This window comes from Mesoterricola sp. JemC181, assembly GCF_055384585.1.
Genome location: NZ_AP045076.1, coordinates 4,802,768 through 4,817,592 on the forward strand (window position 1 = coordinate 4,802,768; position 14,825 = coordinate 4,817,592).

At 68.8% G+C, this 14,825-nt stretch carries 9 protein-coding genes; 7 read left to right on the top strand and 2 right to left on the bottom strand.

The genetic code is table 11. The features are described 5' to 3' along the window. Positions 1-3 precede the first annotated feature (3 nt). From ACZ5MC_RS20880 to ACZ5MC_RS20895, 4 genes are all read left to right on the top strand, one after another. Entirely contained in the window at positions 4-2,061 is a 2,058-nt protein-coding gene (locus ACZ5MC_RS20880) for a prolyl oligopeptidase family serine peptidase (RefSeq protein WP_464516692.1), read from the top strand. 96 nt (positions 2,062-2,157) lie between these two features. Further along, positions 2,158-3,642 (top strand): malate dehydrogenase (quinone), encoded by a 1,485-nt coding sequence (gene mqo / locus ACZ5MC_RS20885; protein ID WP_464516693.1) that lies wholly within the window; start codon positions 2,158-2,160, stop codon positions 3,640-3,642. A 306-nt stretch (positions 3,643-3,948) separates the two neighbouring features. Continuing rightward, a complete protein-coding gene (locus ACZ5MC_RS20890; RefSeq protein WP_464516694.1) occupies positions 3,949-4,422 on the top strand; it encodes an RrF2 family transcriptional regulator in 474 nt (157 codons plus the stop codon). A gap of 106 nt (positions 4,423-4,528) precedes the next feature. After that, positions 4,529-5,152 carry an OmpW/AlkL family protein gene (locus ACZ5MC_RS20895; RefSeq protein ID WP_464516695.1) on the top strand — a complete coding sequence of 208 codons (624 nt, stop codon included), beginning with the start codon at positions 4,529-4,531 and terminating at the stop codon, positions 5,150-5,152. Between the two features lie 247 nt (positions 5,153-5,399). Here ACZ5MC_RS20895 and ACZ5MC_RS20900 read toward each other — a convergent pair whose 3' ends face one another. Beyond that, positions 5,400-6,362: a 4Fe-4S binding protein gene (locus tag ACZ5MC_RS20900; protein WP_306597835.1), complete on the bottom strand. Its 963-nt coding sequence runs from the start codon at positions 6,360-6,362 to the stop codon at positions 5,400-5,402. Positions 6,363-6,487: 125 nt separating this feature from the next. Here ACZ5MC_RS20900 and ACZ5MC_RS20905 point away from each other — a divergent pair, with 125 nt between their 5' ends. Continuing rightward, a complete protein-coding gene (locus ACZ5MC_RS20905; protein WP_464516696.1) occupies positions 6,488-7,867 on the top strand; it encodes an MFS transporter in 1,380 nt (459 codons plus the stop codon). Here the strand turns inward: ACZ5MC_RS20905 and ACZ5MC_RS20910 are convergent. Beyond that, positions 7,851-8,429, bottom strand: coding sequence for an HD domain-containing protein (locus ACZ5MC_RS20910; RefSeq protein WP_306597837.1), 579 nt, complete (start codon positions 8,427-8,429; stop codon positions 7,851-7,853). The genes ACZ5MC_RS20905 and ACZ5MC_RS20910 overlap by 17 nt on opposite strands. 205 nt (positions 8,430-8,634) lie before the next feature. On the opposite strand from ACZ5MC_RS20910, the gene ACZ5MC_RS20915 reads away from it, so the two are divergent. Together ACZ5MC_RS20915 and icmF are read left to right on the top strand one after the other, a co-directional pair. Then, positions 8,635-11,529 (top strand): immunoglobulin domain-containing protein, encoded by a 2,895-nt coding sequence (locus tag ACZ5MC_RS20915; RefSeq protein WP_464516697.1) that lies wholly within the window; start codon positions 8,635-8,637, stop codon positions 11,527-11,529. A 104-nt stretch (positions 11,530-11,633) separates the two neighbouring features. Then, positions 11,634-14,747, top strand: a complete 3,114-nt coding sequence (icmF, locus tag ACZ5MC_RS20920) for a fused isobutyryl-CoA mutase/GTPase IcmF (RefSeq protein WP_306597839.1) — start codon at positions 11,634-11,636, stop codon at positions 14,745-14,747. Positions 14,748-14,825: the final 78 nt, after the last annotated feature.

A 14,825-nucleotide genomic window follows, 5' to 3' on the forward strand; every position in this document is an offset into this window, starting at 1 on the left:
CCCGTGAACATCCTCCGCCGCGTCCTGCCCCTCCTCCTCTGCCCCGCGCTGGCCGCCGCGCCCCGGGCCTTCTCCATCGAGGATCTCTACCGCCTCAAGGACGTGGCCCACCTCTCCCTTTCGCCTGACGGCTCCCGGCTCCTCTTCGAGGTCGCCTCGCAGGACCTGCGCAAGTCCACCCGGGCCACCCACGTATGGATGGCCGACCTGCGCAGCGGCGCCGTTCGGCAGCTGACCTTCGCGGGCACGTCGGACACCTGGCCCCGCTGGTCGGCGGATGGCCGGTCCTTCACCTTCCTCTCCAACCGGGAGGAGGGCTCCCAGCTGTGGCGCCTGGACATGGCCGGCGGGGAGGCGAAGCAGGTCACCGCGTTCGGTCCGGGCATCGCGGACCCCCAGGTGGTGGGGAAGACCGTCTTCTTCCAGTCCACCGTCTTCCCGGAGGCCCTGGCGGACGAGGCCCGGAACAAGGCCATGGCCGAAAAGCTGGAGAAGGGGCCCGTGCAGGCCCACCTGGCCGACGGACTGCTCTACCGCCACTGGACCTCGTACCGGGACTTCCAGTACACCCACCTGTTCAAGGCCCCCGCCGACGGCGGGGCCGTGACGGCGCTCACCTCAGGCCCGCGGGATTTCCCGGGCTACGACCAGAGCTACGACGTCGCTCCCGACGGCCGGGAGGTCTGCGTGGCCACCCCCAACGGCCCGGAACCGGCCCGGTCCACCAACGTCGACCTCTTCCTCATCCGCCTGGACGGTGACCGCACGCCCCTCTGCATCACTGGCGCCAACCCCGCGGCCGACGGCGCCCCGCGCTATTCGCCGGACGGGCGCTGGATCGCCTACAAGTTCCAGAAGGTCCCCGGGTTCGAATCCGACCGCTTCCGACTCGGCGTCTACGACCGCTCCGCCAAGGCCTTCCGGAACCTCACCGAGGCCCTGGACAACCCCATCGAGGCCTTCCAGTGGTCGGCGGACGGCAGGTCCCTGTGGTTCACCGTCCAGGAGAAGGGCCGCTACCCCCTCTACCGCGTGGACCTTCCCTCCGGCCAGCCCGTGCGGGTGCTTGACGGCCAGAGCATCCGGGAGTTCGTGGTGGCCCCGGACCAGGCCTCGGTCCTGTTCGTGCGCAACCGCGTGGGCGAGGCCTCGGAGATCTGGCGCTGCCGCTTCCCCGGCAAGGAGCTGGCGAAGCTCACCTCCTTCAACGACGCCGTGGCGGCGGAAGTGGATCTGCGCCCGGCCGAGGAGCTGTGGGTGAAGGGCGCCGGCGGCGCGGACGTGCAGGTGTTCATCGTCAAGCCCCACGGCTTCGATCCCGCGAAGAAGTATCCCCTCATCCTCAACGTGCACGGCGGCCCCCAGATGATGTGGTCCGACACGTTCCGGGGCGACTGGCAGGTCTACCCCGGCGCCGGCTACGTGGTGGCCTTCCCCAACCCCCACGGCTCCACCGGGTACGGCCAGGCCTTCACGGACGCCATCTCCAAGGACTGGGACGGCAAGGTGATGACGGACATCGCCAAGGTCACCGACGCGCTGGCCGCCCTGCCCTACGTGGACGCCTCGCGCATGGGCGCCATGGGCTGGTCCTGGGGCGGCTACGCCATGATGTGGCTGGAGGGGCACACCACGCGCTTCAAGGCCCTGGCGGCCATGATGGGCGTCTACGACCTCCCGGCGATGCACGGCGCGACCGAGGAACTGTGGTTCCCGCAGTGGGAACTGGGTGGCACCCCCACCAGCCACAAGGCCGCCTACGAGCGCATGAACCCCGCCAGCCACGCCAAGGCCTTCAAGACCCCCTGCCTGGTCATCACCGGCGAGCGGGACTACCGGGTCCCCTACACCCAGAGCCTGGAGTTCTTCACGGACCTCCAGCTGGCGGGCGTGCCCTCCCGTCTGCTCGTCTTCAAGAACGACGGCCACTGGCCGGACCGGCTCAAGTCCATGCCCGTCTATTACAACGCCCACCTGGAGTGGTTCGCGAAGTACCTGGGCGGCGCCCCGGCCCCCTGGTCCACCGAGGCCCTCGTCCGCAATCAGGTCTTCGGCGACTGAGACTCGCTCGCCCGGATTATCGAAGGACCGATCCGAAATTACCCGGCCCGGAACGTCCCGGCATAGGCATAATGGGGAAATTTCCCAGGAGGGCTCGTGGTTCCCAAGGAGAATCAGGTCGATGTCGCCATCGTGGGGGGCGGGATCGTCAGCGCCACCTTGGCCACCATGCTGGCCGAGCTCCGGGGCGACATGCGGATCCTCGTGCTGGAACGCCTCGGCGACGTGGCCGAGGAGAGCAGCAAGGCCATGAACAACGCGGGCACGGGCCACGCCGCCAACTGCGAACTGAACTACACCCCCGAGAAGCCCGACGGTTCCGTGGACATCGCCAAGGCCCTGAACATCAACGCCTCCTTCGAGGTGTCCCTGCAGTTCTGGTCCCACCTGGTCGAGCGCGGCATCATCCCCTCCCCCTCCACCTTCCTCAATCCCTGCCCCCACCTGAGCTTCGTGTGGGGCGAGGCCAACACCCGGTTCCTGCGCACCCGCCAGGCCCGCCTCAGCGCCCACCCCATGTTCGCGGACATGCGCATCACCGAAGACCCGGCTGAGCTGAAGGAATGGATGCCCCTGGTCATGGAGGGCCGCGAGCCCGGCACGCCCCTGGCCGCCACCCGGGTGGACCGGGGCACCGACCTGGACTTCGGCAGCCTGGCCCACACCATGTTCGCCGCCCTGCAGAAGCGGCCGGGCTTCCGCCTGGAAGTGAACCACGACGTGAAGGACCTCACCCGGGAACCCTACGGCCTCTGGCGCCTCAAGGCGGCCGACCGGAAGGAGGGCGGCTTCAAGGAATTCACCGCCAAGTTCGTGTTCCTGGGGGCCGGCGGCGGTGCCCTGCCCCTCCTCCTGAAGTCCGGCATCCCCGAAGCGGACGGCTACGGCGGCTTCCCCGTGAGCGGCCAGTGGCTGGTCTGCAAGAACCCGTCCATCGTGGCCCGTCACGCCTCCAAGGTGTACGGCAAGGCCACCCTCGGTGCCCCGCCCATGTCCGTGCCCCACCTGGACACGCGCATCATCGGCGAGTCCCGGGCCCTGCTCTTCGGTCCCTACGCCGGGTTCACGACGAAGTACCTCAAGGAGGGCTCCTTCCTGGACCTCCCCTGCTCGGTCAAATCCAGCAACCTCAAGCCCATGCTCTTCGCAGGCCTGCACAACCTCGACCTGACCCGCTACCTCATCGGGCAGGTGCTCCAGTCCCAGGAGGACCGGGTGAAGACCCTGCGGGACTTCATCCCGAACGCCCGCCTGGAGGACTGGGACCTGGAGATCGCCGGCCAGCGGGTCCAGATCATCAAGAAGGACCCGTTGCAGGGCGGCAAGCTGGAATTCGGCACCGAGATGGTGGCCGCGGGGGACGGCACGCTCGCCGCGCTCCTGGGCGCCTCCCCCGGCGCCTCCACCTGCGCGGCCACCATGGTGGACCTCATCCTGAAGTGCTTCAGCGAATCCCGCACGGCTGAGGGACAGGCCATCATCAAGAAGATGGTGCCTTCGCATGGCCATGACCTCACCAAGGAGGCCGATGTCCTCAAGTCCGTCCGGGACCGCACGAACGCAGTGCTGGGACTCCGCTAGTGTTCGCCGCCAGATAGCTGCATCAATAATGTGCCCCATTGCTTCTGAATCCGTGGGGGCAACCTTGCAAGTGCTGGGCGCGTTGATCTGACGGAAGAACAGGCCGAGCACCTGGAGGAAAAGGCGCGGAAGCCTCTGAATGCCGCTGGTGGTGACGACCCTCGGCTCCTCGGCGGAGAAAGCACGTGGTGCCGTCCTGCCCCAGGCCCTGCATGAAGGGTGGATGGCTATTTAATAGATGACCGATTGGTCTTGACATATGTGACCCAATAGGTAACATTGGTCATCAAGCAACCGAAAGACCCCATGATCGGCATTTCCCGCCAGACGGACTACGCGGCGCGGCTCGTTCTACACCTGGCCTGCCTCGAGCCCGGAACCCGGGTCTCCATTCCGGAGATCGCCAGGACCCGCCTGCTGCCCGCCCCCTTCACCCGGAGGCTCATCGCCCTCCTCATCCAGGCGGGCATCCTTCAGACCACCCGGGGCACCCTCGGCGGCGTCAGCCTCGCCCGCCCCGCCTCGGAGATCTCCCTCCTGGACCTCCTGGAGGCCCTGGAGGGGGGCGTCGCGCTCAACGACTGCCTGAACGGGGGCGAACCCTGCGTCTTCGGTCCGGGGTGCACCGTTCAGCGCGCCTGGGGCCACGCCACCACCGTGCTGCGGGACCACCTGGCGTCGGTGACCTTCGATCAGCTGGCGTCCGGGTCCCTGGACCACCGCGCCGTCCATTCCAACCTTGCCGGCGAGGCCAGGGCCCGCCGGTCCGCCCGCACCTGATTCCGGAATCCAGCCGCCACCCCGGTCCCCGGCCCTCGGCCGGCCTACTCGCCGTGCTTTCTCCCCCACCCCCGGGCGATCCCGGGGGCATTCAAGGATGTCAATCATGAAACGGCTCGCCTCTCTCACCCTCCTCGCCGCCGCCCTCGCCGCCCCCGCCCTCCAGGCCGAAACGCCCTGGCTCGTGCGCGTGCGCGCCGTCGGCATCCAGCCCTCCAACAAATCCGACGCGATCCCCGCCCTGGGCGTCCCCGCCGACGCCATCCACGTCAGCAACAAGACCATCCCCGAAGTGGACTTCAGCTACTTCTTCACGAAGCACTTCTCGGCCGAGCTGATCCTCACCATCCCCCAGGAACACGACGTCACCCTCTCCGGCACGAAGATCGGCACCTTCAAGCATCTCCCCCCGACCCTCACCGCCCAGTACCACTTCCTCCCGGACGGCATGATCAACCCCTACCTGGGAGCCGGGCTCAACTTCACCCTCATCTCCGACGTGGACATCAAGGTCCCCGGCGTGGGCGCGCTGGACCTGGAAAAGAGCAGCCTCGGCATCGCCGTCCAGGCCGGCGTGGACATCAAGGTCGCCGACCGCTGGTTCCTGAACCTCGACGTCAAGTACGCCAAGCTCGGCTCGGACGTGAAGCTCGCCGCGAACGGCGCCAAGGTCTCGGCCGTGCAGCTCGATCCCATGCTCATCGGCGTGGGCGTGGGCTACCGGTTCTAGGGGCTGCCGGCTAGCCAGGGGCTTCCTCGATACAGGATGAAGGGGGCAGTCCAAAACAGAAAGATCCCCTTCCATCCCCTGGATCCGGTTCATCCCTGTTTCAGCAGGGCGAGTGCAGGATTGGGTCGGCAATAGCAGGTAGCTTGCGCGCCTTCTCATCCCTGGCTGGCCCTGCTGGAACAGGGATGAATCGGATTGAAGGGAAAGGGCAGGATAAGGCCTGGCGGGTTTGCCTGCAGGGCCCAGCCTACTCGGCGGGCCTGTCCTGCATGCGGATCAGTTCCTGGTAGTCCTCGGCCGTGAGGACGTTCCGCCAGTGGCCCGTGAGCATGGCCAGGCCCGTCACGGCCAGGAAGAGCCCCGCCACCAGCGCCGCGAACACCGCCCTGGGCACGGCCTTGCCGCCCGGGGCGCGCATCTCCAGCGTGTCCTTCACGGGGCAGGCCTCCACGCACCGGTAGCAGCCGGTGCACTCGTCGCTCCCCACCCGGGTGGCCTCGTGCACCTGGATCCGCGAGGGGCAGGCCTTCGTGCAGAGCTTGCAGTCGATGCAGGTGGCTTTGGACCGGGTGATGCGCAGCGGGCTCGCCAGGCTCAGCAGGCCCAGCAGGGCTCCGTAGGGGCAGAGGTAGCGGCACCAGACGTTCTTCACCGCCAGGGATAGGGCGGCCAGGACGAGCACGACCGCCAGGGCCGTGCCGGAGATGCGGGCGAAGAAGAGGTACATGCGCAGGTCCGCCGCCGCGTTGAAGGGGCTGTAGAGGAAGCCCTGCAGGGCGGGCCCGTCCATCTTCCAGGCGGCCCAGAGGAAAAAGAGCAGGACCAGGTACTTCAGGGAGCGCAGGGGGTAGTCCAGCCACCGGGGCGGCTCGAAGTTCCGCCCGAAGAGCCTTGCCCCCAGGCGCCACAGGACCTCGCTGAGGGTCCCCACGGGGCACAGCCAGCTGCAGAAGGCCTTCTTCAGGAACAGGCCCAGGGCCAGGATGGCCAGGAAGATGAACAGGCCCGCCGGATGGAGCTCGCAGATGCGGCCGGTGGCGGCCCAGAACTTGAGGCTCAGCAGCGCGCTGATGGGCAGGAACCCCTCCGCCCCGGGCGGATGGGCCCCGCGGCCGTGCATGAAGAGCGCGAACTCGACCCCGATCCAGGCGCACAGGGCCAGGAACGCGGCCTGCACCGCGGCGCGCAGGGGGAAGGGACGCTTCTTCATGCTTCGAGGCTAGCATCGCCCCGGGCCGATTTCGGACTAGTTGATCCGATTTGTGATCTTCGCCACGCCGCTTCTCCCCGGAGCCGCTCCATGCCAAGCTTTCCGATGCAGACATGGAGAGACCGATGACCAACGACAGCCCCCGGGGCGGCGCGCAGCCTGGATTCCCGAGCAGCTTCTGGACCGCCAACGGCACCGAGCTCTGCGAGCGCGCCGCCTACTACGCCATGGCCAGCTTCGTGGTCCTCTATCTGGGCCAGCTGGGCTTCGGGGCCTACTGGCCCAGCTTCCTGAACAGCTCCGTGCTGTGGTTCCTGGTGTACTTCCTGCCCATCCTCTCGGGCTCCCTGGCGGACCAGTACGGCTTCAGGAGGTCCCTGCTGGTGGCCTTCGTGCTGCTGGCCATCGCCTACTTCCTCATGGGCTATCCGGTGTGGTTCGGGGGGGCGAAGCTGGCTCCCGTGTTCTCCTCCGAGGTGACCGTGGGCTGGCGCACCGCCGTGCCCATCGTCGGCGGCGTGGTCATGATCGGCCTGGGCGGAAGCATCGTGAAGCCCTGCATCGCCGGCACGGTCCAGAAGACCGCCGGCGCCCGCAAGACCCTGGGCTTCGCCATCTTCTACATGATCATCAACGTGGGCAGCCTGGTGGGCCGGGGCGTGGCGTTCTTCTTCCGCCGCCGCTTCGACCTGAGCGCGATCTTCGCGGTGTCCATGGCCGCGGCCGCTGTGGCCTTCTTCGTGGTGCTCCTGGTGTACAAGGACCCCGACGTGGAGATGGGCAACACGGAAAGGAAGCCCGCCCGGTCCATGGCCGAGATCCTCCTGGGCATGGTCAAGGTGCTGGGCAGCGGCCGCTTCGCCATGTTCCTGCTGGTATCGAGCGGCTTCTACTTCATCTACAACCAGGTGTACAACCTCCTGCCGCTCTACGTGAAGCGCACCGTCGAACTGACCCCGGCCATGGACATCTACACCATGGCCAACCCCTTCGTCATCGTCACCTGCCAGCTGCTGATCACCATGGCCTTCGGCAAGCTGCCCCCCATCAAGTCCATCATCGTGGGCACGGTGATCATCGGGTTCTCCATGCTCATCAACATCGCGCCGCTCTACATGGCCGGCGGCGTGGGACTGCGGATGATGGACCTGCTCCCGCTGGGCTCCCTCTTCATCGTCCTGACGGTGGCGCTGATCGCCTTCGGCGAGCTGTTCGCGTCCTCCCGCCTCTACGAGTACATCGGCTCCCTCGCCCCCAAGGGCCAGGAGGGGCTCTTCCTGGGCTACGCCAACATCCCCATGGCGGTGGGCGCCCTCGTCGGCGGGCCCGCGGGGGCCTGGCTCTTCAATGCGGTCATGTGCAAGGGTGCCACGAAGCTCCCCAGCGGCCTGCTCAAGCTGGACCCCAGGGCCGCGGCCACCGGGTGGGTGATCCTCACGGGCATCGGCCTGTGCAGCGCGGCGAGCATGTACGCCTACAACGCCTGGCTCAAGCGCCAAGGATAGCCTTCTCCAGCTCCCCCACCACGGCATCCAGCTGGTCCAGGAGCGGCGTCCGGCCCTTCTCCCCCAGGATCTCCACCACGCTCCGGTAGTACCACGCCGTCTCCCCGGGGCCCGCGTTGAAGCGGTCCCAGAGCGCGGACCCGGCCGCGCGCAGGTCCCGCACCAGGGACGAGGCGTTGTGCAGCTTGTCCCCCAGGACGATGAGCCGGGCCCCGGCGCTGGCCACCGCCAGGTGCGCCAGGTAGGCCTCCTTGCGCGCCCGCCAGGGGGGCTTGGGGGTGACCGTGGCGTCGGTGCACTCCAGCACCAGGTCGGCCACCCGGGGGCCGAACCGGGTCCGGATCTCCTCCAGTACCGGCAGCCCCCCGCCGTCCTCCACCGCATCGTGGAGAAGGCACGCGATGGCCACCTCCTCGTCCGCGCCGTGCTCCAGGACCGTCGCGGTCGCCGCCAGCACGTGGGAGACGTAGGGGATCGCGGTCCCCTTCCGGTACTGGCCGGTGTGCACCTGGGCGGCGAAGGCCAGGGCCTCCTGGAACCGCGGGCCAAGGGGGAACGCCATGGGGACTCCGGGGATGCTTCCAGTATGCTGGGGGGTTCGCTTGAAGAAGTGTACAAAATTTTTATATTGATTTGATCCCTTGATGACCCAGATTTCAGGACAGCACCGTACCCACCCAGGCCGTGCATGCTTAATAATAATGCATTTACCAGCATGTCGAACCCTGAAACCAGGGATCCCGGCGGGTCAGCACCATCGGAGATTTATGTTTAATACATTTGAGGCGCGTTTCCTGACGGCGCTGCTCCTGGGACTCCTGATCCACTGCGGCGGGGGCCGCACGGACGTGCCGCTCACGCCCCTGGAACCCCTGGTCACCTCCCAGCCCCAGGACCAGGCCGTCAAGGCCCCCGCCTCCGCCACCTTCGCCGCCACGGTTTCGGGCAACCCCGCCCCGACCTACCAGTGGACCCTGGACGGAGTCCCCATCCCGGGGGCCACCTCGAACACCTACACGACGCCCGGCACCGACTCGAGCATGACCGGCAGGGCCTATGCCCTGGTCGCCACCAACAGCCTCGGGTCGGTCACCAGCGCTCCGGCCGTCCTCACGGTGACCGGCCCCCCGGTCATCACCGCCCAGCCCGCGGCCATCACCGTGCGGGTGGGCGAAAGGGCCACCTTCACCGTCGCGGCGGCGGGAGCCGGCGGGCTCACCTACAGGTGGTCCAGGGACGGCTCGGCCCTCGACGATGCCACGGCAGCCACGTACACCACGTCCGCCGCGACCCGGGAGATGACCGATGCCAGATACACCGTGGAGGTGACCAGCCCCTCCGGTTCGGTCACCAGCTCTCCGGCTGTCCTCACCGTGGCCTACGGCCCCACCATCAAGGTCCAGCCCGCGACCGAGAACGTCCTCTCCCCCGCCCCGGCCACCTTCCGGGTGGAGGCGGAGGGCAATCCGCTCGCCTACCAGTGGAACCGCAACGGCACGCCCATCGTCGGCGCCACCTCGGCCTCCTGGACCATCCCCGCCAGCACCATCGCCATGAACGGGGACCTCTTCACCGTCACCGTCTCCTGCGCGGGAACGTCCGTCACCAGCGCCCCGGCCGCCCTGAACGTCACGAGCGTCCCGGTGATCACCACCCAGCCCCTGGGCCGGAGCCTTCCGGCGGGGACGGCGTTCACCCTCTCGGTCGAGGCCGTGGGGCTGCCCAACCTCCTCGCCTACCAGTGGAACAGGAATGGCGAGGCTCTGCCCGGGGCCACCGCCGCCAGCTACACCGTCGACAGGGCCACCGCGGAGGACAGCGGCAGCTACACGGTGACCGTGACCAACGGAGCGGGGTCCACCGAAAGCCAGAAGGCCATCGTCCAGGTCGCCGCGGGCTACACGGTGTCCGGCACCGTGACGGCCGGGGGCGCCGGGGTCACGGGGGCCGTCCTCACCCTCGACACGAACCCGGCCAGGACCGCCACCACGGACTCCAACGGAGCCTACACCCTCTCCCACGTGCCCCCCGGCTCCTACACCCTCACGCCCTCCATCCCCGCCTTCTCCTCGGTCTTCGCGCCCACCTCCCGGCCCGTCACGGTCGTCGCCGGCGATGTGGAGGCCAGCTTCACGGCCACCCTGGGCTACACCGTCTCCGGCGTCATCACGAATTCCGACCCCGATTCCGGCACCATCTACCTGACCCTCCGGCCCGCCGGGGAGGGCTTCGCCCTGGGCGAGGCCCACCTGGACCTGGCCGGTGGGCACGCCTTCGCCTTCAGGGGGGTGCCGCCGGGCACCTACACCCTTTCGGGCCGCGCCGACCTCTTCGACAAGGGCACGGTGAACGCCCACGACCCGTCCGGAACCCTGGCCGCACCCGTCACCGTGGCCGCGGCGAACGTGACAGGCCTCACCCTGCCCCTGGCGCCCGCCGTCCCGGACCTGTCCGCCCTGGCCGCCCCCGCCTTCTCGGTGAGCGCCATGGATTCCGGAGCCGTCATCGACTACCGGCCCGTCACCTCCGGGGGCGTCGAACAGCCCAGGTCCTACCAGCTGGACTGGAGCACCGACCCCGCCTTCGCCTCCCTTTCGGGGACGCGGCGGGTGACGCCCTCCCCCGCGCACCTCGTGGTGCTCTCGGGCGACTCGCTCGTCAACGGCACGACCTATCACGTCCGCATGAGGGGCCTGGGAGTCGCCTCCGCCACGGCCTGGTCCGCTTCCAGGGCCGTGACGGTGGGGGCCGGCACGGGCGCCTTCTCCGCCTCGGGCACGGTGAGCTTCGCCACGCCCCCCGAAGGCCCGCTCCTGGTGGGCATGCGGGACCCCGCGACGGGCCGGGCCTGGATGACCCGGATCCAGGCCCCCGCGAGCCCCCAGGCCTTCGCGGTCAGCGGCGTCCCCGCCTCCACCCCGGGCGCCTTCGAGCTGGTGGCCTTCCTGGACCAGGACCTGAACGGCCTCCTCTCCCTCGGGGATCCCGCCCGGACCCTCCCCGCCGTCGTCGCCTCGGACCTGCGGGACCAGGCCCTGGTCCTGCCCTCGACCTCCTGCACCGCGGCGGTCACCACGCGCCACGCCAGGTACGGGGACACGGAGACCTGCACTCTCCTCTTCACCGTGCGCGACGGCGCCAACCATGTGGCTTCAGCCCAGCTCTCCTCGGGCCCCAATCTGCCCATGCCCGCGAGCCTCGGCGCCGGCAACGGCGGCTCCGTGCTGACCTTCGAGGCCACCCCCACGGCCCGGCCCACGGCAGGGGACGCCTACACGATCGTCGTGAATTTCTACGATGGCACCACCGAGACCCTCACGGTCCAGGTCACCGGCGTCCTCGATGCCTTCCCGGAGCTGCAGGCGCCCGATCTCCAGGGCGCCGGCTCCCCCGGCGACCTGGAACCGGCCTTCGCCTGGGCGGCGCCGCTGGCGCCCCCCCCGTCCTACCACTACGACTTCACCCTGAAAGGCAGTGGGGTTTCCTGGACCGTCACCGGACTCCCTTCCACCACCACCACCCTCGACTGGTCCGTGGATCCCGGCGACTCCGCCAACACCGTCACCGGAGGCCTGACGGCGCGGGTCCCGTGCACCTGGACCCTGGCCCTGGTGGACGCGTCCGGAAACTCGGCGCAGGTGGCCCGGACCTACACCCCTTGACCTCCGTCCAGGTTATGGACCCATAAATATTCCGGAAGGCCGTGTCGGGTTTTGAGCGAGAATGAGAACCCATCTCGCTCAAAACCCGCCCTTCCGGAGAGTACATGAGTGGATCCAGCCAGCCCTTGAGGATCGTCACCGCCGCCGCCCTGTTCGATGGCCACGACGCCGCCATCAACCTCGTGCGGCGCCTCCTGGTGGCCCAGGGCGCCCAGGTCGTCCACCTGGGGCACAACCGGAGCGTGGCGGAGATCGCCAAGGCCGCGGTGGAGGAGGACGCCGACGCCGTGTGCGTGTCCTCCTACCAGGGCGGCCACATGGAGTTCTTCACCTACCTGGCAGCGAGCCTGCGGGCCATGGGCGCCGGCCACATCAAGGTCTTCGGCGGGGGCGGCGGCGTGATCATGCCCGAAGAGGCCCAGACCCTGGAGGCCTCCGGCGTGGAGAAGATCTACACCCCCGACGACGGGATGCTGCTGGGGGTGGAGGGCATGATCGCCGATCTCCTGGCGCGCGCCCGGAAGGGCCGCGGCCCGTCGGCCGCCCCCGGGGAGCGGCTCGCGCTCTCATGGCGCCTCACCGCGGCCCTGGCCGGTGCCGCCCCGGAGGGCGAAGCGCCCCGGGTCCCGGTGGTGGGCCTGACCGGCACCGGCGGGGCCGGCAAGAGTTCCCTCGCCGACGAGCTGGTGCGCCGGCTCCTCCTGGACTTCCCCGCCCTGAAGGTGGCGGTGCTGGCCATCGACCCCACCCGCAAGGCCTCGGGCGGCGCCCTGCTGGGAGACCGCCTGCGCATGGGGTCCACCGCCAGCGACCGGGTCTTCTTCCGCAGCGTGGCGGCCTCCGGGGACAGCTCGGCCATGGTGCGCGCCGGGGCCGGCCTCCTGAAGGGCTGGGCGGACCTGATCCTGGTGGAGACCAGCGGCATCGGCCAGGGCGACACCGAGATCCTGGAGATGGCCGACGTGCCGGTCTACGTCATGACCAGCGAGTTCGGCGCGGGCACGCAGCTCGAGAAGATCAACATGCTGGACTACGCCCGGCTGGTGGTGATCAACAAGTACGAGGACAAGCGGGCCGAGGACGCCCTGCAGGCGGTGCGCCGGCAGGTGCGGCGCAACCGGAACATCCCCGCCTCGGTTCCCGACGACCGGCTCCCGGTGTACGGCACCGCCGCCGGCCACTTCAACGACGCCGGGGTGGACCGGTTCTACCTGGACCTTCTGGCCCACCTGCGGGAGGCCTTCGGGCTCGACCTGCAATCGGCCTTGCCGGACCCGGGGCCCGCGGCGTTCTCCTGCGAAAGGGCGGCGCCCATCGTGCCCTTCGAAAGGGGCAAGTACCTCCAGGAGATTGTGAAGGCGGTGAGGGACTACCGGCACCACACCGAGGGCCTCGCAGCCCGCGCGGACCGTCTCCAGGCGCTCGAAGGCGCCTGCGCGGCCATGGCCGAGGCCCCCGAGGCCCTGAAGGCCGAGGCGGCCAGGGCCAGGAAGGACCTGGGGGAGGGCGTCGCGCTGCTGGAGCGGTGGAGCCGCCTCAAGGCGGCCTACGCCGGGGAGACCTTCACCTACCGGGTGCGGGACCGGGACGTCCACGTGCCCCTGACCGTCACGTCCCTGTCGGGCACCCAGGTGCGCAAGGTGGAGCTGCCGCGCACGGACCGGGCCGGGGACATCATCCGGTTCCTCCGGCAGGAGAACGTGCCCGGGAGCTTCCCCTACACGGCCGGAGCCTTCCCCTTCCGCCGCACCGACGAGGATCCCAAGCGCCAGTTCGCGGGCGAGGGGGGCCCGGAGCGCACCAACCGGAGGTTCCATTTCCTCTGCCAGGGGGATGCCTCCAGGCGCCTGTCCACCGCCTTCGACTCCGTGACGCTCTATGGCGAGGACCCCCACGAGCGCCCCGACATCTACGGGAAGGTGGGGGAATCCGGCGTCAGCATCGCCACCCTCGACGACATGAAGACCCTCTTCCGGGGCTTCGACCTGTGCGACCCGAACACCTCGGTCTCCATGACCATCAACGGTCCGGCGCCGGTCATCCTGGCCATGTTCTTCAACGCGGCCATCGACCAGCAGCTCGAGAAGGGCATCGACCGGGAGACCACCCTGCGCAACCTGAGGGGCACCGTCCAGGCCGACATCCTCAAGGAGGACCAGGCCCAGAACACCTGCATCTTCTCCATCGAGTTCGCCCTTCGCATGATGGGCGACATGCAGGCCTTCCTCATCGCGCACGGCATGCGGAACTACTACTCGGTGAGCGTCTCGGGCTACCACATCGCCGAGGCCGGGGCCAATCCCGTCGCCCAGCTGGCCTTCACCCTGGCCAACGGCTTCACCCTGGTGGAGTACTACCTGAGCCGCGGCATGGCCATCGACGACATCGCGCCGAGCCTCTCCTTCTTCTTCAGCTCGGGGCTGGACCCGGAATACTCCGTCCTGGGCCGGGTGGCCCGGCGCATCTGGGCCATCGCCCTGCGGGACGTCTACGGCGCAAGCGACAAGAACCAGAAGCTCAAGTACCACATCCAGACCTCCGGGCGCTCCCTGCACCTGAAGGAGATGAAGTTCAACGACATCCGCACCACCCTCCAGGCCCTCACGGCCCTGCTGGACAACTGCAACTCTCTACATACCAATGCTTACGACGAAGCCCTCACGACCCCCACCGAGGAGTCGGTGCGCCTTGCCATGGCCATCCAGCTCATCCTGACCAAGGAGTGGGGCGTCTACTGGAACGAGAACGCCCTGCAGGGCTCCTACTTCTTCAGCCACCTTACGGACGAGGTGGAGGAGGCCGTGCTGGAGGAGTTCAGCCGCCTCAACGGCCGGGGCGGGGTCCTGCGGGCCATGGAGACCCAGTACCAGCGCTTCCGCATCCAGGAGCAGTCCCTCCTGTACGAGACCCGCAAGCACTCCGGGGAGCTCCCGGTGGTGGGGGTCAACACCTTCGTGCGCGAGGAGGAGCCCGGGGCCGAGCCCCGCCCCGTGAGCCGGGCCACGCCGGAGGAGAAGGACGACCGCCTCCGGGCGCTGCGCGCCTTCCAGGAGCTCCACGCCGCCGAGGCGGGCCCGGCCCTGGAGCGCCTCCGGGACCAGGTGCGCCGGGGGGGCAACCTCTTCGACGTCCTCATGGACACGGTCCGGGTGGCGAGCCTGGGCCAGATCACTTCCGTGCTCTACGAGATGGGAGGAAAATACCGGCGCTCCATGTGACCTTCCAATTCATCATTACCCCCACCGTCCCGAATCATGTTCAACTTCATCACCATCCCCATACCCGATACCCACCGG